17 protein-coding genes and 1 tRNA gene are annotated in these 21,274 nt (G+C 40.0%); 11 read left to right on the plus strand and 7 right to left on the minus strand.

What is annotated here, in order from left to right; all coding sequences use genetic code 11:
• Positions 1-389 precede the first annotated feature (389 nt).
• The 3 genes from O8C65_01920 (at position 390) to O8C65_01930 (ending at position 3,853) form a co-directional block, all read left to right on the plus strand.
• Positions 390-1,679 (plus strand): ArsB/NhaD family transporter, encoded by a 1,290-nt coding sequence (locus O8C65_01920; protein ID MCZ7355667.1) that lies wholly within the window; start codon positions 390-392, stop codon positions 1,677-1,679.
• A 183-nt stretch (positions 1,680-1,862) separates the two neighbouring features.
• Positions 1,863-1,976 (plus strand) — tRNA-Gly (locus O8C65_01925).
• 710 nt (positions 1,977-2,686) lie between these two features.
• Complete coding sequence (locus tag O8C65_01930) at positions 2,687-3,853, plus strand: hypothetical protein (GenBank protein MCZ7355668.1); 1,167 nt, start codon at positions 2,687-2,689, stop codon at positions 3,851-3,853.
• A 131-nt stretch (positions 3,854-3,984) separates the two neighbouring features.
• Here O8C65_01930 and O8C65_01935 read toward each other — a convergent pair whose 3' ends face one another.
• Positions 3,985-4,599, minus strand: a complete 615-nt coding sequence (locus O8C65_01935) for a hypothetical protein (GenBank protein ID MCZ7355669.1) — start codon at positions 4,597-4,599, stop codon at positions 3,985-3,987.
• A gap of 548 nt (positions 4,600-5,147) precedes the next feature.
• On the opposite strand from O8C65_01935, the gene O8C65_01940 reads away from it, so the two are divergent.
• The 6 genes from O8C65_01940 (at position 5,148) to O8C65_01965 (ending at position 9,446) form a co-directional block, all read left to right on the plus strand.
• Entirely contained in the window at positions 5,148-5,471 is a 324-nt protein-coding gene (locus O8C65_01940) for a DUF5658 family protein (GenBank protein MCZ7355670.1), read from the plus strand.
• Positions 5,472-5,753: 282 nt separating this feature from the next.
• Positions 5,754-6,227, plus strand: coding sequence for a hypothetical protein (locus O8C65_01945; protein MCZ7355671.1), 474 nt, complete (start codon positions 5,754-5,756; stop codon positions 6,225-6,227).
• A gap of 32 nt (positions 6,228-6,259) precedes the next feature.
• On the plus strand, positions 6,260-6,772 hold the full coding sequence (locus O8C65_01950; protein ID MCZ7355672.1) for an amino acid-binding protein: 513 nt from the start codon (positions 6,260-6,262) through the stop codon (positions 6,770-6,772).
• Complete coding sequence (locus O8C65_01955) at positions 6,769-7,767, plus strand: homoserine dehydrogenase (GenBank protein ID MCZ7355673.1); 999 nt, start codon at positions 6,769-6,771, stop codon at positions 7,765-7,767. Before O8C65_01950 ends, O8C65_01955 begins: the two co-directional genes overlap by 4 nt.
• The gene (locus tag O8C65_01960; protein MCZ7355674.1) at positions 7,764-8,780 is read left to right on the plus strand and encodes a class I SAM-dependent methyltransferase family protein; all 1,017 of its coding nucleotides are present in this window, start codon (positions 7,764-7,766) and stop codon (positions 8,778-8,780) included. Before O8C65_01955 ends, O8C65_01960 begins: the two co-directional genes overlap by 4 nt.
• A 462-nt stretch (positions 8,781-9,242) precedes the next feature.
• The gene (locus O8C65_01965) at positions 9,243-9,446 is read left to right on the plus strand and encodes a hypothetical protein (GenBank protein MCZ7355675.1); all 204 of its coding nucleotides are present in this window, start codon (positions 9,243-9,245) and stop codon (positions 9,444-9,446) included.
• A 362-nt stretch (positions 9,447-9,808) separates the two neighbouring features.
• Here the strand turns inward: O8C65_01965 and O8C65_01970 are convergent, their stop codons facing one another.
• Positions 9,809-10,603: a response regulator gene (locus O8C65_01970; protein MCZ7355676.1), complete on the minus strand. Its 795-nt coding sequence runs from the start codon at positions 10,601-10,603 to the stop codon at positions 9,809-9,811.
• Positions 10,600-13,827, minus strand: coding sequence for a PAS domain S-box protein (locus tag O8C65_01975; protein MCZ7355677.1), 3,228 nt, complete (start codon positions 13,825-13,827; stop codon positions 10,600-10,602). The genes O8C65_01970 and O8C65_01975 overlap by 4 nt, the downstream gene beginning before the upstream one ends.
• Before the next feature lie 373 nt (positions 13,828-14,200).
• Here O8C65_01975 and O8C65_01980 point away from each other — a divergent pair, with 373 nt between their 5' ends.
• Together O8C65_01980 and O8C65_01985 are read left to right on the plus strand one after the other, a co-directional pair.
• Positions 14,201-14,965, plus strand: a complete 765-nt coding sequence (locus tag O8C65_01980) for a 50S ribosome-binding GTPase (GenBank protein MCZ7355678.1) — start codon at positions 14,201-14,203, stop codon at positions 14,963-14,965.
• A 164-nt stretch (positions 14,966-15,129) separates the two neighbouring features.
• The gene (locus O8C65_01985) at positions 15,130-15,516 is read left to right on the plus strand and encodes a hypothetical protein (protein MCZ7355679.1); all 387 of its coding nucleotides are present in this window, start codon (positions 15,130-15,132) and stop codon (positions 15,514-15,516) included.
• Between the two features lie 592 nt (positions 15,517-16,108).
• On the opposite strand, the gene O8C65_01990 is transcribed toward O8C65_01985, so the two are convergent.
• The 4 genes from O8C65_01990 to O8C65_02005 are packed head-to-tail and all read right to left on the minus strand — an operon-like array spanning position 16,109 to position 21,248.
• The gene (locus O8C65_01990) at positions 16,109-16,846 is read right to left on the minus strand and encodes a hypothetical protein (GenBank protein ID MCZ7355680.1); all 738 of its coding nucleotides are present in this window, start codon (positions 16,844-16,846) and stop codon (positions 16,109-16,111) included.
• A 43-nt stretch (positions 16,847-16,889) separates the two neighbouring features.
• Positions 16,890-18,206: a hypothetical protein gene (locus tag O8C65_01995; GenBank protein ID MCZ7355681.1), complete on the minus strand. Its 1,317-nt coding sequence runs from the start codon at positions 18,204-18,206 to the stop codon at positions 16,890-16,892.
• On the minus strand, positions 18,181-19,713 hold the full coding sequence (locus tag O8C65_02000; GenBank protein ID MCZ7355682.1) for a hypothetical protein: 1,533 nt from the start codon (positions 19,711-19,713) through the stop codon (positions 18,181-18,183). The genes O8C65_01995 and O8C65_02000 overlap by 26 nt, the downstream gene beginning before the upstream one ends.
• Positions 19,710-21,248: a PGF-CTERM sorting domain-containing protein gene (locus tag O8C65_02005; GenBank protein MCZ7355683.1), complete on the minus strand. Its 1,539-nt coding sequence runs from the start codon at positions 21,246-21,248 to the stop codon at positions 19,710-19,712. Before O8C65_02005 ends, O8C65_02000 begins: the two co-directional genes overlap by 4 nt.
• Positions 21,249-21,274 lie beyond the last annotated feature (26 nt).

A 21,274-nucleotide genomic window follows, 5' to 3' on the forward strand; every position in this document is an offset into this window, starting at 1 on the left:
CGCAGATCTTTTTATATAATTACAGGGTTATACCTTTTTCCATGATGAAATAATTGTAATAGGTCATTCCAGACGCCATCTTTAGTAAGCTTTATTAATGAGTTTGTTTATATCAGCTTTTTAGTGAAAGCCTTGATAGGGGAAATAAATTTTAGAAAGACCAAATTAAATTTGTTTTGTCTTATAGAAAATTTTAAATACTAATATGTCTAAAAATCTTTTTTGGAGGATGAATCTTGAAGTATTGTGTTGATTGCAGATACTTCTCAACAAAAGTAAAAGGAAGCAACCGAGAACAATACGATGGTTCGTGCACCCTGGCTAAGAAAAATGTGTACGAAACCAATCGAATGTGCAAAGAATTCAAAGAAGAACGCTTATAGGCACAATTGATTCAGATCCTGGCAATTGCTGTTTTTTTCTTAACCTACGCACTTATAGTTGTAAAGCCTAAAAGAATCAATGAAGCTCAGGCGGCTTTAATCGGAGCGGTACTAACCATTATTCTTTTGCTCAAGCCGCAGCATGTACTTGAGGCATTGGGCATTTCGACCCCCGAGATGCCGCAGCCTCTTGTGACAACGTGGAACGTGGTAATAATACTTGCAACGCTAATGGTTATTTCTACGCTCCTTGATGATTATGGCTTCTTCGAGTACTGCGCATCACGCGCGATACATGCGTCAAAAAACAGCGGTAAGCGGCTTTTTTTATATACTTTTGTTGTGGTTTCCATAATATCGCTTTTTGCGGGCAATGATGTGGTGATCCTGACCACAACTCCCATAATCCTGATCTTCTGTACGAAAGCAGGAATTAACCCGAAGCCCTTTATGTATGTCTCCTTTTTTGCAGCAAATACGTTTTCGATGCCTCTGTACATCGGGAACCTCACCAATATTCTTATAGGGGATAGTTTCAGGCTGGATTATTTCGGCTTCACGAAATACATGCTAATTCCGACTCTTGCTGCTGCACTTGTGAACTATTATCTGATTATGTACATATTCAGGAAGCAGATACCGGAGCACTTCAAATCACAGGATAACGGCAGAACTGCAATAAAGAACGGATTCCTGGTAGCTCTCGGTCTTGCAGTGCTGTTTGCGGTCATTGTGCTTGGAGGCGTCGCAAATTATTACAAACTGCCTCTCTCGGTCGTGACCCTTGGAGGCGCTTTGATCCTTCTCATATTCGAGCGCCGCCCTTCATATAGGCTTAAAAGGGTTTCCTGGAATGTGGTATTGTTCGTTATCGGGCTCTTTATAGTGGTAAAGGGCCTTGAGGTGAGCGGTGTCGCAGATTATGCAGGTGAGGTTCTGTTCGCAAATATGAGCGGAAACATATTGGCAGCAACTTTCTCTCTTTCATTGATATCGGCCTTTGTATGCAATCTCATCAATAATATTCCCATGACCGCAATGATGCTCTCGATAGTCCAGCACGCAGGTCTTACTTCCCAGATGAACACGGCGATGGCGTATTCACTCGTAATAGGCTCAAATCTAGGCGCCAATTTTACAACCTTCGGGGCGCTTGCCGGGATACTCTGGCTTGAGAGCGCGCGTCGCTATGGCTGGAGCACGAAAATGACTGATCTATTAAAGATAGGCCTTTTCGTGACCCCAATAGCGATACTTGGATCGAGCATAGTGCTGGCGATTGAATTAATGCTTTGACCATAAACGATATATCGATTAATAAATAATCTAAGTCCAATTGTCAATAATTTGTGCGGCTGAACGGCCAGAGTCGCGCCTCGAAACCCTGCGGGTTCTCGACTCCGCACACACGTATGGCTGCGCCATACGTGGATATATCTCCGGCTCGATTGGACAATGAACATTGAAAAAATACGATATGCGGCTGTGGTCCAGCGGCTATGACAGGGGCTTCCCAACAGCCTTTTGCAGGCAAAAGCTTGATCAAAAGGAGGGAAATAGCCTCTAACCCGGGTTCGAATCCCGGCAGCCGCACTTAATATTCGGGGATACATACACAACATACGTAATGTCACCTCAAAATGTCACCTATTCCGTAACGGGAATTTTTTAAGATAACCTTTGTGTTATAAAACCCAAATTTGACAGTTCTAATTATTACTGAATGATTTTACAATTTTTATTATCAACGATAAAACGTGGTTTTGAATTTTTCACCATTTTTTCAAGCATAAATTTGACAGTTCTATTTCTGTTTGTTGAATGCGATTTCTTTGATTTTTCACTTGTTTTTAGATCAACAATTTGACAGTTCCTTTATCTTTGATAGAATTTGGTTTTGATGATTTTTGACTTTTTTTATTGACCTGTTATTTGACAGGTGAGACAAGTATATCTAAACAGAAAATTACCAAAAAATACAACATGGAATTTGACAGTTGCTGTAGATTTTCGAAAAAAATAAACAAGAATGGTATATTTTTGTTATTTTCACTCAAATAATAAGGAAAATTTGTTGTTAAAAGAGAATATTCTCTTTTAAGAAGACTGCCATCTGTCAAACTTAGGATAAAAGCATCATATATGGTGGATACTCTCGGCAAGCTCCTGTCTTGGCTCATATACAATAATTGGTAGATGGATTTTTTTATGAGAGTAGTATAAAATCCAAAAAATTACTTGATTATCAGAAATTATTAGATATAAAAACATTTATGCATTGTTAAATTAACGGAATAGTAAACATGCCAAGGAAATTATCTGACTTTCGTTTAGCATCGCAAGAAGAAATAGAAAGTGTGGGTTATGGTGGCGCAGGAATATTTACAGGGGCCCCTGGTGGATTCCACAGAACAATTATTTATAAATTAATGAACGAAACTTTTGGTCCGCCAAATACTTATGCAGGAGACAAATCTACTTGGGAATGGATTATTTATACTAACGCTGGTCTTTTGACAATATATGATTATAAGGGAGATTGGTCAATCGGATATGCTAGTACAAATCTAAAGCTATCTATTGAATTATTAAATGAAGCATCTGCATTACAGGATGCTCTGCTAATAGAGGCAGATAAAATTCATTTTTCAAAAATGCAAATTCAGAAACTAAAGGTTGGAGGAGCTATCTTAAATCCTTATTCTTTGTATCGTAATACAACAGAGGATTTGATAAGACAGACTAGCGAGATAATTAAAGAGATAGAGAGTTTACAAAAAGAAAGAGATATTAATAAAACTCTTGACTCTTTTGCTAAATCTCAATTTGTGTCATCCTTAAATAGGTCAGCATTTATGACTACATTTTTGAGTTTAGAAGGCTTTATAAACCTTGTATATACACTGTTCCTAAAAAATAGATATCGGAATGATATATACGACAAACGGCTTAGAAATGAAATGCTTCCGATAAAAATTTTAGAAATGGATGTATATTGCCATTCATTCAAAAGCTCTCCACTAGAAAAAAATGGTGAATTATTTGGTGCGATTCAACATTTTATAAATACAAGAAATCTAATATTACATGCAAATATATCTGATGCAATGGAAGAGCATATTATTAAACAGGATACAAATTTACTTGTCTTGAAGCGCAAAGAGGAAAAAGAGAAATATGGAATAGCATCAGACATAATGAATCTCAATAACGTCAATGTTATTAGAGCAAATAAGTTAGTTCAAAAGTTTGTAGCGAAAGTACTTCAATCTCTTGCTGAAGATGTAAAAATTCCTTTTACTATGGTTCATTCCAATCTTTGGGTGGAATATCGCCATGAAGAACCAGACTCAATTTTTTTCCCTTTAAGTGAAGATGACTATGTCCCGTTAAAAGAAATCAGGTCAATTTTGAAGGAGTCCACAGAACTGGACGAAGATTATTATAATATTAGTGAGAAAAAATTTTAAACCTATGTTTGATAATATATTATAATTATTCAAATATAATTATTATTTATAAACTATCCTTTCATTTAGTTTATACACACCCATAACCCCGTATTTTGAAATGCGTAAAACAAAAAATTATACGCAATTAATCAATCATATGGAAAAAGCGTTCGTTCCCTTTTCAATTTTATTCCATGAATGAGAGCGACTTCATTTTTTTGTTCCTCTATACTTATGTAGTGTCCGTGTTTTAACATGTAATACCCAAAGATTGGCAAAATAATTGCTAATAAAATATAGTACACTGAGGGACTTATTTTTTCGGTAAGAAAACGAACAATAGCAACTATTGACATCACAAATCCTCCAAGTAAAGACGCAGACCCTATAGACATTTCTAATACAGAAAAGTAAGTCAATCTTTCAAGTGAATTTAATACTTTCTCATCGTAATTATCTATCAAATCTTGTAAGATAGTATATTGACTTTTATAATCATAGGGGGATTTATAGAGGGTATTTATAGAATCCTTCTCAATGGGACAGATTACCTCAGTCGCAATGCGATGTAGTGCTACCCCAGCTATATAAAAAATCGCCAAGAAACCAATTAATTTTGAAGATAGTTGCGGAAGATCAATCTCTCCCCATAATGTATAGTTAAAAATACTGATAAATAGTCCACCAGCAATGAGATAAACAAGATCACGACCAAAGAAATGCGAGTAAAACCCTTCCATCATTGAACCTTGGACGTCATTCATTGTTTCACCGTTCAAATAACATAACTCTTATTTATTTCACAAACTTAAATATTATGTGTCTGGCTTTAACAGTCAGTAAGGGTTTAGCTTAAAAACTACCTGTCTATTACGAGAGGTTTAATCTATATTCAAACTTAATTGCAATCTACAGGAAAGGGACATAATTACGGCAAGCCCAGCAAAATGTGCAGAAGTCTTGATCATATTTGGCAATTTGCGACTTGAGTCTATTTTGATCAACCCATTAAAAAGTTATAGTAAGTAAAATAAAATTATATTGAAAAAATATTTTACTAAGTTGTAAATACCCATTTGGGAATCGATTAGAAAGCTGAGAGGCAAACCGATTGCAACAAATCGAAAATGGCATGCGATTATAAGAAAAGTGATACTTACTTCCCGAAGGTAAACAATCCATATCATCAATGAAAAATCTCCTTGGCAATCTTTTTCTCAACATTAATCATGCTGTTGTGCAAAACTATTGTTAATTCTAAGGTCGCAGATTACGTCCCTTGAAAAGCGGCGGTCTATAGGAGGACTAGGTTATGAATTTGCTGAAATTGAGGTATGATGAAGCTCTATGCATAGTTACTGGCTTTCAAGTGCTTGATGTTGGATTTACTTATTATGCCCTTGAAATCTTAAAACTTCACGAAGCAAACAGATTAATGTATTATTTATTTGATAATTTCGGATTTATGATAGCTTTGTTTTTCAAGATACTGTATATGTCAGCGATCATCTATTTCTGTCACAGATATTTTAGACTTGGAGAAAAATTTGGATATTTCGCTTTGATTATATTCTATAATTTAGTATTGTTTAATAATGTTCTTTCAATTTTTTCAAAATTGGCGGTGGTGAATTAAATCCAATGACATATCTTCAGAATGGCTTCCATTGCGATGGTGGGGGTATAATAATACGTACATAGGGTACCAGGTATGTGAAGATTGTGTACAGTATCATAGGGAAAAACCATCGCTCTTAAATGGTGAAATTAGCTTTTTGTCAAATGAATGGTCCTGGAGGGGAGAAGATTTTTTTAATACCGCCATATCCTGCCCACATTTTTTTAAGGTCTCGGAAAACCGAAGTTAGAAAATTATCCTGAAATAATTATTTATATTAGAAAAACGTGTGAAGATTCTATGGGTACAAAAAAAGGTTTTTCGAGCGGTCAGATTTTAACAACAATGGGGGGAATTATCTCCATAATAAGCATATTTCTCCCGTGGTTCCATGCAACAAGTGCGACTTCAAGCCTATCGGTCAATGGTCTCTTTTCTGCAAGTGGGAGCGGGATGTTGCTGCGGCTTGTAGGAGAGAATTCAAATTGGGGATTCCAGGGGCTCGGCGTCCTGGCTCTTGGGATAGTAAGTATCGCGGCTTCGCTCATTCTTCGCGACAAGATCCGAAGTTCAGCGATGATCGCATGCGGGATCCTGATAATTGGCGGCGGGGTTGTAAACCTGTGGAGCCTGCGTGATATCGGTCTATTCTCAGGTTCCATCTTTGGGGAAGTAATACAGGCCGGTGTTGGATATGGGCTCTATGCAGTTGTGATCGGAGGCATAGTTACCGCCGCAGGCGGGCTCATAGAGTGGCGCGACCTGACTAAATAAACTTATTAATCCCCTCTGCATAGTGGAGGATTATGATTGTTTCCATGACTCTTGAACTCAAGGATATTCCCGGCCAGCTTGTTCTGGCGCTTTCACCGATATCGGAACTACACGGGAATATTATGAGTGTTGTGCATCAACACGAAGAGAAAACTCCCAGAGGAACGATCCCTGTCCAAATCACTTTTGAGATAGACCAGAAGGTTCTTCATTACCTCATCGAACGCCTTGAAAATAGCGGTGTCAAAGTGGCAAGAGTCGGGGAAGAGAGGCTTCGTTCATCTGTTTCAGTTGTTCTTATCGGGCATATTATCCATTCGGACATCGGAGATACCATTGATAAAATAGATTCAACGGGTTTTGCAGAGGTTGTTGATCTTTCGCTTTCTATGCCGGCAATAGAGAAGACTTCTTCAGCATACCTCGTGATCAATGCGGTAGGAGAAAAAGAACTCAAGAAAGCGCTTGAGATCCTAAGAAGTGTTGCGAATAAAAAAGATCTGTTGATGATAGAACCGATCCAGCTTAACTCGGAGGCAGCATGAGGGAAGTGCGGCTTTCCATCATCGGGTTCGGCGCCGTAGGTCAGGGTGTAGCCAGATCCATCCAGAAAAAAAATGAGTATCTAAAGAAACAGGGGATTGACCTTCGCGTAATAGGGATAGCGGATTCAGCCGGATGTGAGATAGATCCGCGGGGAATAGACCTGGAAAGGGCTATTGAAAGAAAAAAACAGACCGGTACTGTCGCAACCGGACGGGAAAGCACGCGTTCGCTCATCGCCGGGGTGGAACATGATATCGTAGTTGAAGCAACTCCTACCAATATCGAAAACGGCGAGCCCGGACTTGGAAATATGCTGGCAGCATTCCAATCGGGAAAGCATGTGGTCACATCCAATAAAGGCCCTCTAGCACTTCGGTTTTCGGAGTTGAAAGAAGCAGCAGAGGATAATGGGATGATGTTCAGGTATGAAGCCACAGTGGGCGGAGCAGTCCCGATATTCAACCTGATTCATGAGGCTCTTGCTGGAAATTCGGTTATCGGGATAGAAGGCATACTCAACGGCACAACCAATTACATCCTTACGCGGATGGCAGAGGAGAGACTGCCTTATGAGCTTGTGCTGAAGGAAGCGCAGGAACTGGGCATAGCTGAAGCCGACCCGACCTATGATGTGGAAGGTATAGACTCGGCATGCAAGCTTGTCATAATCGCGAACTCGGTCTTCGGAAAATGTGCCACACATCGGGATGTTGATGTCACAGGTATCACAAAGATCATACCTGAAGCCCTTGAGCTTGCGAACAAGAACAATTATGTCGTGAAACTTATCTGCGAGGCCGGGAATGGAAACCTTACTGTCGCTCCGCGCCTTGTTCCAAAGCGCCATCCGCTCGCAGTGGGGGGTACTCTGAACGTTGCTTCTATATTGACAGACCTTGCGGGAAGAATCACAATCAGCGGGAAGGGCGCGGGTTCGGTAGAAACTGCAAGCTCTATCCTGAGTGATATATTGTATATAGTTAAGAATTCATGAAAGCGGTTCTTGCAAGGAAAGAGGAAGCAGAAGCCGTCAGGCAGAGACTTTTCTTAGAGGATGCGGTTGAAAAGGAAAGAAAACTCGTAAAAAATAATGGTCTTGTTGAGATCCCGGTAAGGGGATCTTATGTAACCAAGGATCTCACACTGATAGAGCAGGAAAATCCGCAATTCTATCTTCCTAAAAAGACACTCGACGAAATTCTCGATATACCAGAACATGAGAAAAAACTCTTGCCTTCTGGATGGCAGGTTCTTGGGGATATTATCATCGTATCTCTCAAAGAAGGGCTTGAGAACCGGAAGACAGAGATAGGCAGGGCATTACTCTCCATTTATCCAAGATGCAGAACGGTGCTTCTTGACAGGGGAATAGCCGGGCAAACAAGGAAACCTGAACGGGAAATAATCCTGGGTGAAATCACCGAAACTTTACACAAGGAGAATGGCTGTATCTTTAAGCTCGATGCAATGAGGATCATGTATTCCCAGGGCAACCAGAATGAAAAAAGGCGGATGAGCAAATTAGGGCGGGGTGAAATCGTTCTGGATATGTTCGCTGGAATCGGATATTTCTCGATACCAATGGCAGTACATTCAGCGCCAAAAAAGATAATCGCGTTAGAAATTAATCCTGTAGCCTTCGATTACTTGAAAGAAAATGTCAAGCTCAATAAGGTCGAAGAAATAGTTGAACCTGTAATTGGAGACTGCGCGGTCGTCTGTCCTATCGGGATAGCGGACAGGGTTATCATGGGATATCTGGAGGCAAATATGTATCTTGAGCACGGCATCCGCGCTCTCCTGCCAGGTGGTATTTTACATTACCATGAAGCTGTGCCTGAAGCTATCGAGCGCCGTTCGGTTGAAAGGGTAATAGAGGCGGCCGGGAAAATGCATCGGAAGGCGGAGATACTGGGTGTGCGGAGAATCAAGAAATACTCGCCTGGGGTATGGCATGTAGTGGTGGACGCGAAGCTGGATGCTCCAGACCTCTCCTTTCAGGCATAGGCTATTGCACTCTCAATATTGTCCCAATGACATACGCATGGATCATGTCGATAAGGTATTCTTGATTTCAGTTGCACTCTGTTTGCTCTCCCTTTTCTTTTCCTGTTCTATACCCTGTAAAGCACGTTCGTGTACACCGCTGAAGTGACTTTTCCTCTCATACCACGTAGCTCGGAAGCACGATGGATAACACAGCATCAGAATAAATCCATGTTGATCACCTCATTTCATAAATGGCACTTGGGATATGAGCACTCGATCCAAGCAGAGTGAAACTATTCATGAATCCAACAGATTCATAGATAAATATGAAAAATTGCATTTGTTCATACGAAGTGATCATCTATCTTGGGTGCCCGCGCATTCCCCTCAAAATACTTAATTATAACAGATATGTATAAATATCATTAATATGTATCTTATATATATCATAATACTAATCATTATGATGGAGGCGAATAAATGACAGTATCTTCATGGTGGAAATCAAGACGTGAAATACTGACCAGTATAGCAAAACCTAAAGCTACAAGAGCTAAAATCAAAAAAGGTAAAGCAAAAAAAGTAATCGAAAAGAAGAAAGCTGTAAAGACAAGAAAGGTAATTAAAATGAAGAAAGCAACGAAATCAACCAAGGCAACAAAGGCAAAAAAGAAGTCAAGATAAGGTTTAATTAATTCACATTGCCTACACTTTTTAGAAATTACAGCATTGCTGTTATTTTTTATTTTTACAAAAAGATGAAATCCTCTACGAGGATTATACCTGGAATGCATATTTAAATAATGAGAATTTTACACACTTTGTGCAATTTCGCCAATTATCTGTTCCCAGAAATTCATTACGACCCGTAAACACATGCAGGAACTTGAAAACCGTTTGAATATTTGATACATCAATATTGTAGAAAGTGATAATTAAGCTGAATCTTTGGGATATTTTTTGCCTGATGAATTCCTCAAGAAACTCGCAACGATGGTTTAATGTGATTTTTATTACAGATATCAATGATAAATCTCATCCTAATTTTAGGAGATTTTTAGAGCCTGATCAATCTTTAAACGCTCGAAAATATCAGAAAAAATCAATACAATACCAATAACGCGATTCCTATCATCTTTGATTGTTGAACCGATAATATCAACAGGTATTTTCAATCCTTCTTTTGTTATCAATAGCGTATTATCAGCCAGACCGTAGAAAATATCTTCTCTGATTGCTTTCATTATAGGATTCTCTATCTTTTCGTCCGTTCCCTCGTTTATGACATTGAAGACGGTTGTCAGAGGTTTCCCCAAGGAATCTTCCCGTTTCCAACTAGTTAGTGCCTCTGCAAAAGGGTTCATAAATTTTATGATTCCTTTTTCATCCGTTGCGATCACAGCCTCGCCCAGATTTCTAAGGATTGCAGCAAGCCATTGCTCGCTCTCTTTTAATTCTCTTTCCATCTTATGCTTGTAGAGAGCTATTTCAATATTGATCTGCAATTCCCTTTCATCGAATGGTTTAAGGATATAGCCAAATGGCTCTGTTATTTTTGCCCGTTCAAGTATTATTTTATCTGAATAAGCAGTGAGATACACAACCGGAATATTGAAAACGGAACGTATTTGCTTTGCAGCCGCTATCCCATCCATTTCTCCCCGGAGCATAATATCCATCAGCACTAAATCCGGAATATCCTCTTCCACCTTTTTTATAGCCTCTTCCCCTGATGATACTATCCCAAGAACCATATACCCCATATCCTGCAGACTTTCTCTTATGTCCTCCGCAGTAATAATTTCATCTTCCACAATCAATATTCTTTTTTCTGCCATCATTTCATTTCCTTAAATTTAATCTTAAATTTGGTCCCTTTGATTCGATTCAGGTTTATCTCGCCATGAAGCTGATTTTCTGCCAGCATTGTAACAAGGTGCAAACCCAGCGATTTTGTTCTTTTAAAATCCACATCTTCAGGAATACCTATGCCATTATCAGCTACTACCAGTTCAATTGCCTTTTTATAAGGTGAACGGAGAGATATCTTAATTTCACCTTTCCTGCCTTCTGGAAATGCATATTTCAAAGAGTTGGTAACGAGTTCGTTGATAATCAGCCCGCAAGGAATCGCGGAATCGATACCCAATGAAGTTTTCTTAACATCTATATTTAGTGCTATGTTTCCTTTATTGGCTCCATAGGACTGAAACAGATCTTTTACCATATCCCCTACGTACTCCTTGAAATCAATTCGCGCCAGGTTTTTGGATTGATAAAGTTTCTCGTGGACAAGAGACATTGACTTGATCCTGCTCTGGCTTTCCTTAAACATCTCACGGTACTCTTCCTCCTTTATATATCTGGACTGAAGCCTCAGCAGGCTTGTGATAATCTGCATATTATTTTTCACCCGGTGGTAGACTTCCCTGAGGAGCACTTCTTTTTCTCTGAGGGATTTTTCTATTTGCTCTTCTGCTTTTTTGCGTTCTGTGATATCATGAGCAATTCCAGTCGTACCTATGACCTCACCCTCATCGTTATAAATCGGGGTTTTGATCGTCTCCACCCACGTCTTTTTGCCTTCAATATTTGTTAAAGGCTCTTCCAGCTGTTTTTGTTTTCCTGATTCCATGACGTCTCTATCATCATCCCTGTATTTTTCTGCCAAATCCTTCGGCCATAAATCAAGATCAGTTTTGCCGACCAACTCTTCAGGACTCACTCCGCACGAGGCCGCGAAAGCTTCATTCGCTGCTATATATCTGCTCTCCTTATCTTTCAACCAGGCCATATCAGGTATGTTATTGAGAATCGCTTTTTGCTGGCGATCCCTCTTCCGCAGTTCCTCCTCTGCCCTTTTTCGCTGGGTGATGTCCCTGCCAAAACTCACCGATCCTACAACATTTCCTTTTGAATAAATTGGAGCTGTATTTACTGAAAGAATTAGTATACTGCCATCTATCTTTTTAATAGATACCTCATACTGCTGAGGTTGACCACTCATTGTTTTGTGGAATACTTCAATAGCGTTGGGCAAATCATCTTCAATGATAAGTGGAATGAAAGACTTAGCTTTCCAATCCTCCAATCTATGCCCGCTCATCTCTTCAGAGCGTTTGTTAAAGAACTGGAAATTGCCTTCTGGATCCAGAATCCAGATCATATCGTTGGAATATTCTATTATATTACGGTATTGCTCCTCACGTTCTCGCAACGCCTCTTCGATCAGCATGCGCTCTGTAATATCACGTATAATATCTCTTGAACCTATGATTTTATCTCCCTCTTTAATAGCGGATGAGCTTACTTCGACGTCAATAAGTCGCCCATCTTTTGTGCGGGCTTTCCCGACAAACTTTTCATACGATCCTTCTTTAATTAATTTATTGAATTCAATTTCAGATATGGGGATTTGTTCCGCCGGGATAATGTCAAATACAGTCATATTCAGCATTTCATCCCTGGTGTAACCCAACATCTCCTCTGTCTTTTTATTGACATCCTTATACTTCAGATCAGAATCTATTATGCATATCACATCATTTGCATTCTCGAACAGATCCCTGTATTTTTCCTCTGAATGCTTCAGTCTGGCCTCGGACTGTTTCCATTCTGTGATGTCCTGGACTGTTCCAAACATTTTTATGGGTTTACCTGAATCATCAAAAAATACTTCACCCTTTGCGCGCACAATACGCTCTATGCCGTCGGACCGTATTATGCGCATATCAATGTCGTAAGATTTTTTCATATTTAATGCATCATCAATGGATTTTTTGACAAATTCCCGGTCATCAGGATGAACCGTATCCAGGAATTTTTCGACTGATGGACTAAATTCCATCTGGGAGAATCCAAAAATTCGATAGTTTTCAGGAGACCAATATAATTCATTTGTTTGCAGGTTCCAATCCCAATTCCCTATACTCGCTACTCTCTGGGTCTCTGAAAGGCGGTCTTCGCTCCGCTTAAGTAATACTTCCACATGCCTGCGTTCAGTGATGTCCTCAAAAGTTGTACATACCTTGTTGGGTTTGTCTTCTCCAGGTATGAATTGCGGTATAGAATGAACATTGATCCACCTGGATTCTTCTTTTTCAGGATCAAAGACGCCCATGACCACGTTCTTGACTTCTTTTCCGGTCTTCAGGGCAATCATGGCATGGTGAGTTTCTCCCGTGAAATCCGAGCCGTCTTCATGGATCGCCTTCCACCGAGGATCCATTGGTGTTCTGCCCTGCATCTGATTGAGCGTTAGACCTAACATCCTTTGAGCAGCGGGATTTGCAGAGGTTATCTCTCCATCAGCATTTTGGCAGACGACCCCCTGCACCATTGTATCAAAAAGTGTTCGATATTTTTCTTCCGATTCTTTAAGTTCTTCGCCCACTTTCTTGAACATCAGTGCATTCACAAAAATTTTGCTTACCATTTTGAGCAATCGAATGTCATCTTCCAGCCAGGTTTTCTCTCTCCTTATCGAATCAAATCTTAGAAATCCAATTGAAGAGTTGCCATAGACCATAGGAACGATTATGAGGGATTTAATCCCTTGAATTTGAAAACTTTTTTTTTCAGCACGTGCCTTAGCCGGCAGTTCGATCAGACTCGGAACATGAATTGTCTCAAATTTCTTTATCTTCTTAATAGACCATGGAAAATCATCTGTTAATAATCCCTTGAGGTTCTGCATTTGCCGTCCTATGCCTTTTGCACACCACTCATGAGTATTATCCATTTTTTTCCCGTTATCGTAAAATTGGAATACACAACTTCGATCAACCTCTGCAAAATTTCCTATTATTTTCAGGCTTCTGTTGATACCAATGTTTATTTTGTCAGAAGGCAGGTTCATAAAGCTTGTTGAAATACTGGTGATGAACTTCTCCATAGCTATCCGGTGTTGCAGGATCTTTTCAACTATCTTGAGCTCTTTTTCTGATTTTTCTAATTGCGCAACCCTTTGGCTAAGTTCAGCAAAATTATTTGCCTGGGTTTTTGACTCTTTTTTCACCCAGTCGACCTGAGATGTCAGAAATTTCCTCTCGGATAATCTTTCCATTTGTTTTCCCGAATCAATTTCAATATTTGTGACGAACCCTCAATGTTATTATCATTAGTATCCAGATTCCATATAACTTAAATATATATGAACTTAATTCTTTAAACTAAGACCAGGTTCATTGAAACTTAAATGGTTCAATTATCTTGACCTAGAAAGCGTAACTCTTATGGGTATTGGCTGGATATACAATACCCCCTCTAATTGAATATGGTTGTTTTGGATCGCCTGTAAAAGAATCAGAAATCTGTCGTCTGCAATCCCATATGTGACAGAATTAATGCAGTTCCGTCGGTTTGCTTGCTCTCTATTTTTTATAAAAGCGCAAATATCATAACACATCCTTATATCCTCGTGCGCCGTAGCGCATGACATGGCAAGCTACAAGGTGATGGTAAAAGATGTTATAAAGAAAGCCGATATCCTTCTTGAGGTCGTAGATGCCAGGTTTCCCGACGAGACGCGAAACAGCGAAGTGGAGCGGGACATAGCGCGTTCAAAGAAGCCTTTCATAATAGTCCTTAACAAATGCGATCTTGTATCAAAGGAAACTATTGAGAAAACCAAAATCCGCCTGTCAAAAATTGCACCCACGGTCTTTGTGTCCAGCAAGGAAAGGTTCGGTACAACAATGTTAAGGCACAAAATACTTGAAATCGCAGGCATAAAAGGACGCAACATACTGGTGGGTTCACTTGGCTATCCCAACACGGGCAAATCATCGGTGATCAATGGGGTGGCGGGGAAACACAAAGCCGGCACATCCCCGATATCCGGCCACACAAAAGGAGTTCAACTTGTTGATGCAGGTTCGCGAATCATGTTCATAGATACCCCCGGAGTGATACCTTTTGGCGAGAATGACCAGTATTTACAGGGCCTTCTTTCTATAAAAAGTGCATCACACCTGGAGGATCCCGTCGGCGTGGCCATGAAGATAATAGAGAAAATGTGCGCTGAAAACAAAAGTGCTCTGGAATCGTTCTATCATGTCGCAATAGAAGGACAGAATTCTTATGATGTCCTTGAACTCATAGGCAAACAGAGTAACTTCCTGAAGAAGAAAGGCGAAGTGGATGAAACAAGGGCAGCTATCAAGATAATCAATGACTGGCAAAGAGGGTTGCTTATGATCTAGGCAGAGAATTTCTGGCTATGAATTTCATATTATTCAAAAAATTGGCATCGGGGCATGAGTTATTATCCATTATTGATTGTTCTAATGCATATTAACAAGAACTTTTATTTCCCAAATAGATTTATGATTCTTCAAAAAGAGTTCAGTAAAGTGGAATATCAGCAATGGATAAAACGAAACAGCTTCGGTATAATCCCAAACTCTTCGGTTTATTAGGTTTAATCCTGATAGCAGTTCCAATGCTTTTCTTCTTTTTTGCCGGATTGCCTAACGCGGAAGTTAAGGAGACTCAATACGCTAACGGCAGCAAGACTATTGTTACAGGAACAGTCTGGGAGGGAGCATTTAATCCAGTTTTCCTGTTCTTTGTTTTTTGTGCATCTATAGCTGCATTAGGATGTTATCGGAGCGTTCTTATGGCATGGATTGGAAGCCTTTTGGTTCTCACTTTATCGATACTCGGACTTTTTAGTGTCGGGCTATTTGCTTTTCCAGGGACTGTACTCCTTTTATTAGGTGCTGTGTTAAAAACACTTAAAAAGAGCACATAGGGAAAAATTTACATATTTCATATATTTTTTGTAAAACTAGTGCCTTTGTTTTTAGTTGTTACCATGAATCAAGACGTTCTTACGATGCAAATAATGCCCAATGTCTGCAGTCACCGATCGCCCTTCTAAGAACGGGGCATCCGGAGAATGTTCATGGATTTGGGATTTCAATATGTTTACTTGAACTCTGTTTTAATTCAAGCGCAAATATGCAAGTTCATGAAGATTGTAGGACTATAAAGGTTATGGTTCTAGCAACCTATGAGAGCATGAGGCAGTGGGTAATGACCTTTTCCATTCTTCCATTTTTTGTTTTGTCTATTGCCAATAGGAAGGGGCACAATTTTCAACTTGAAATCAACTCAGAAATTTCTGTTATTTTTTAACGATAGACCGCTTTGATAAAGAGAAACTGCCTCTACAATGTGTTTTTTCTGAAAACGTCTTCTTAGAAATCCATCATCTGGAGAAAATTTTGAAGATATTTAAATATATCCCTTTAAATTGACAATATCTGGGAATATGAGGTTTTGCGGAAGTTTATTTTAGGATTTCAAGCCGTAATGTCAGGTTTGCCTGAGGCTCAGATGTGTTACTTTTTCGCTAATTCCTTAACAAGTTTGTAGGCATCATAAATATTCCATATCCAAACTAAGAGCAATAATAAAAATAGAATGGCTGGCTCATCAGAATTCGGGTCTGTCACAACGCCATATACGAACACGTAAACCAAAAAAATATTCAATACAAAAATCACTATCCCTCTTCCCCCTCTGCCGCAATATATTTGACCAATACCCGGAATCAGGAAACTTAGAAAAGCGGCAAGAGTACCACTTTTTTTCTGCACTTCCTTTTGATACTTGACCTCTTCATCCTCCTCGGCTTTGAGTCCAACCTCCTGCAAAAGCTCCTGCTCTGTTACATGATTCTTTAGACTCTCAGCTTCAGTTCTATATTGTTCACATAACTCCTTGTATCGAGCTTCAGTTATCTCGCCCTGCGCAAGCCTTTCATCCAATTTATCAAGAAGAGCATTGATTTTACCGAGCCTATCTTTATGAAATTTAATATCATCTGAGTTTTCCAATTCTTCAGAATTGCTATTCGCCTCCTGAATCATTATATTATATTTCATCATCCCACCAAACTTTACATGATATTTTTTCTTGCCCACGGAAACCATTTCTATATGATCCCTTCCAAATGGTCGTATTAAAAACTTGGATAGTAGCTCTTCACCGTCCAATTTTATTTTTGCAATATTTGTCAATTGAGAATAATCGACTTCAAGTGTATGCATTCCTATTTTTTTTTCAACTTTTGGCATTTTTTAACTTGATATCTTCCCGGTAATTCCTTTTACCATCGGTTTAAAGCCCAACCTCTTTCATAAGCTCTTTTTCTGTTATCATATTCTTCAGTTTCTCAGCCTCGTTTCCGTATTGCTCAGATAATTCTGTGTACCTGGCTTCTGTTATTTCACCTTGAGCAAGCTTTTCATCCAGTTTTTCAAGAAGTGCATTGATTTTATTGAGCTTTTCCTTTTGCTTTTTTAATTCGTCAATAGTCCCTTGGGGTTTTTCGGGAATAGCAGGATGCGGGACTGGCATGGGTGCAGGAGTTGGTATGAAGGCAGATGTTGTGGATTTCTTGCAGTGTGGACATTGGGTTAATGTTTCTAATTTTTCTTTTCCACAATATTTACATAATTCAAGATTTGCTTTTGGTCTTGCTATAAGATATATTAACAGACCAACTAAAAATAAGAAGAATGCTGCAATTCCCCACAGGATTCCGCTTTTTCCCCGCTTATTGGCATCTCTGACGATCCAGATTATAATATATATCCAGATAATAAATAATATTAAACTGAAACTGAACGCCATAATGATTGGATCAGTTGAACTTTCTTGTACTGGTGTGAATGCTGGTCTGCCCTTTGCCTCTACGATAATCTTAAGCACCGTGACGCCTGTAACAGGTTTACAGGTTTCTCCGGTTTGGTATCCACAGCCCCATGTCCAGATAAGATCATAATAACCAGGTTCTTGATTTATTGGAGCCCTTATCGTATAGTATTTTTGAGGGTTCTCTCCCGGGCCAATTTCACCGAAATCTATGCGTCTTGGTGTGACCCATGATGCTGCATTACCCGAAGCGTCAGCCCAGGCATACAACCCATGTTCATCACTCCTGGCTGAAAAAGATAAATAATCATTTAATTCATCTCCCTGCGCCACTGTAAGAGATTTATACTCACTAGGGGATGTTGTTGGTGCGGACTCCACTTCTACAGTGATTTGAAGCACTGTATCACTTATGGACGTGCAGGTCGTTCCATCCGTATATTTGCAGCTATATTTCCAGATCAACTCGTAATAGCCGGGTTTTTGACTCCTGGGAACACTTATCGTATACTCCCGTTCAATTCTTTCTCCAGGATCGATTGGACCGAAATCTATGCGTCTTGGTGTGGCCCATGATGCTGCATTACCCGAAGCGTCAGCCGCGGCAAATAAGCGCTTATATGCCCCTGTAAAACTGGTAGTCTGGGTTAGTTCTTCTCCCGGTGTTAAAGTAAGAGATACGTAATTATGCTCAATAGCTGAAGCTGTGTTAGTTAGGAAAATAAAAAAAATAACCAGAATAACGTATTGTATTCTACTCGTAATATTTTCCTTTTTCATGGAGAAATGAACGAATTTTTTTCAGTTTCGCTGAATCGCTTTCAAGATTCATGACTTTGCTTTTCAATTCGGAAATCTTTTTCATATACTTGTTTTTCAAATCATTATAAGTCTGGTCTGAAATCTCTTTATTTACAAGCCTGCTTCCGAGATTGCCAAGGAGATTCTCGTCTTTCTTTATCGCTCCCTGCATCTGCAACGCATCGTTTTCAGGCTTTGCGATTTCAGCATCCAGCATTGAAATTGCGGTATTCAACCCAAAACTCAGGTAGTTCCTGGTATCGATATCGAGATTCTCAGGCGGCAAAAGACTATGCTGTTTTCTTTTTTCAGCTTCGAACGCTGATTCTTTTTCTATCTTTGGATTAATTTTTACCTGTTCTTCCTTATACCCTTCCTCAATATGTGGTGGCAGCGAATCATCAACCTCTGACGCACCAACCTCTACTGCTGTTGGGGTTTTAGCTTTCCCTGATATATTTTTAAATGTTTTATATACCTTATTAAAAATTACATATGCCATAAAAATCATCGCAAATATGGCTATAAGCCCCAAAATTATAGATGAACCATCGGATGTTCCTCCATCGTTTGGGGTAATTGTTGATGTGATTTCCCCGGCAGACCTTACTGTTATGGGTTCCTTCAAAATTTCTTCTTTTTTTGTCTTTATGTCGTCCCCAAAATAATATACAACCCATCCTTCCACAACAAAATCGCCTATTTCGTTAGGCTTTAATCTCACTTCAATATCTCTGGTTGCGCCGGGTTCAAGCTTGTATGTCGAAGTATATTGCCCTGCTGCACCCTGAGTGAATTCTGTTGAAGCAACAGACATGCCGGAAGGGGGTTTTATAATTACCTGAACATTCATAACAGGTTTTGTAATAAGATTGACCACAGACAATCTTAACAGAACGTCCTCCCCGACTACCACATTTATTTTCTCCCTATGAAGCGAAACGCTTGCGGATAGTTCTTTGACAGTTTCTATGGGTGTTGGAGTAGGAGCTGTACCGGTAGCGGGTTTTATGAGTGTAAACGAATTTGTAATTTTGTCCAGGTCATCTGAAAAAAATGGATAGTCACTTGTCAGTGAACCCCCTGTTATTACAAAATAATTATTGCCTGATAAAATGAGTACCTGCCTTTCCTTATATTCTTTCTGTTGATACTCTTCATAAAACATCAATTCTTTACCGGTCACACCATTAATTGCTACATAATTTTCACTAAAGGGGTAAACACCCAAACTGTTGAGATATCTTATTCTATCACCTACTATTTCGTCAAAACTCATCCCCTCGGAAGGCACAACAACAACTTTTACCCACGCGCGCCCGGTCTGGCTGCTAAAAGTCTGGTCAGAACCGTCAGGTTCTTCGATATAATTCCAGCCTGTTGGGTATACTACCTTAAAATCTCCTCCGATATTTGTAAACGTATAAGCTGAAGCATTATTAATTAAAAGTACAATAAGTAAAAAAAATAAAATTGTTTTTTTCATTTACTTAATTTCCTTGAAAGCAGACCTGCAATCATGAATATACTGATTATGGCCAGTACAACACCGAATCCAGGTATTTGTATTTTTGGTGTGGATGTAACTGTTGTTGGGGGGAACCCTGGTTCCTCTGAAGGCTCTTTTACATTTATGGAGTATGTAAGACTTATGGGCTGATAATTGTCTTTATTATCGCCCGGATAATACAAGCCGCTGAACTGAAGAGTATGTGAACCGATCCTTGCCGATTTATCTGCTTTTATTGTAACTGTTATCGTCCTTGCATTACCCGGCGGAACATTGAATGTACCATATACAGTTCCCGCACCTGCTGCCTGGGAGAAACCTTGACCGGATACGTGGAAGCCACTCGGTACACTTATACTAGCGTCCACATTCAACACTACGTCGTTTAAAGATGGATTATTCATAAATAATTCCACGATTCCATCCTGGTCGGCTTCTATCACATCGGTTACAGGTCTCAGCGTAACAGACGGACCCACGCGGAATTTTGCCTGAACTGTTGGTTTAACCGTAGTAGCTTGAACTGTAGATGGGACTGTAGTGGATTCAACTGTTGGTTTAACCGTAGTAGCTTGAACGGTAGGTATAGTGGCTTGAATCGTGGGTTGGACGGTAGTAGGAGTATAAACCTCTAATGTACCTAAAACTGTACTTCCGCTACTTCCACCTGCAACATATAGCTCGCCATTGATTACTACAGCTGCAGTGGAAGACCGTGGCGCCGACATTTGAGCCTTACTTGTCCATGTGTCCGTAGCCTGGTCATAGACGTCCAGTACGGCTGTGGTTGCGCCAGAGCTATCCGCGCCACCTGCAACGTAAAATTTCCCTCCGATTACCCCCGAAGCCGCATAAGCGTGCACATTCGGTGATGGAGCAAGACTAGTCCAAATATCTGTTACCGGGTCATAAACATGCAAAAAGTTTCTAAAGCCGCTGTAGCCATTGCACGGTGTTATGACATAGAATTTCCCGTTAATTACCCCGCTAGCTCCGCAGGCACTGAGCGTTGGCATGTTTGCTTTACTGCTCCAACTGTTCGTTGATGGGTTATAGACAAAAAGGTTGTTATTGGGAAGTCCTGGGGAAACGGTCCATCCACCCGGGATATAAAGCTGTCCGTTGATCACTCCTGCACCATCTCCCTGATACCGACCTCCAGGCATGGGAGCAAGTGTTGTCCACGTGTCCGTTGCCGGGTTATAAGCCTGTAGCGAGGGATCCTCGCGCGTTCCACTGGTGCCCCCTATGACGTAAAGGATTCCATTAATCACTTCGGCTGCCGACTCGGATAGAGCCGTGGGCATCGGAGCCTTTATTGTCCATGCGTCTGTTGCCGGGTCGTACACCTGCAAGATATTAACAGCGGTACCGGAAACATCACGCCCCCCCGCAACGTATAATTTACCATCGATAGCAGCTGCTGCAACACCACCTAAGGGAACAGGCATAGGGGCTTTGGTAGTCCAGGTGTCGCCCAGGGCAAGAGCCTGATTGCCAGCAACCAACAATAAAAGTATACCGTATAGTACAATCT

The sequence above is a fragment of the Candidatus Methanoperedens sp. genome, from assembly GCA_027460535.1.
In the GTDB taxonomy this organism is placed as follows: Archaea; Halobacteriota; Methanosarcinia; order Methanosarcinales; family Methanoperedenaceae; genus Methanoperedens.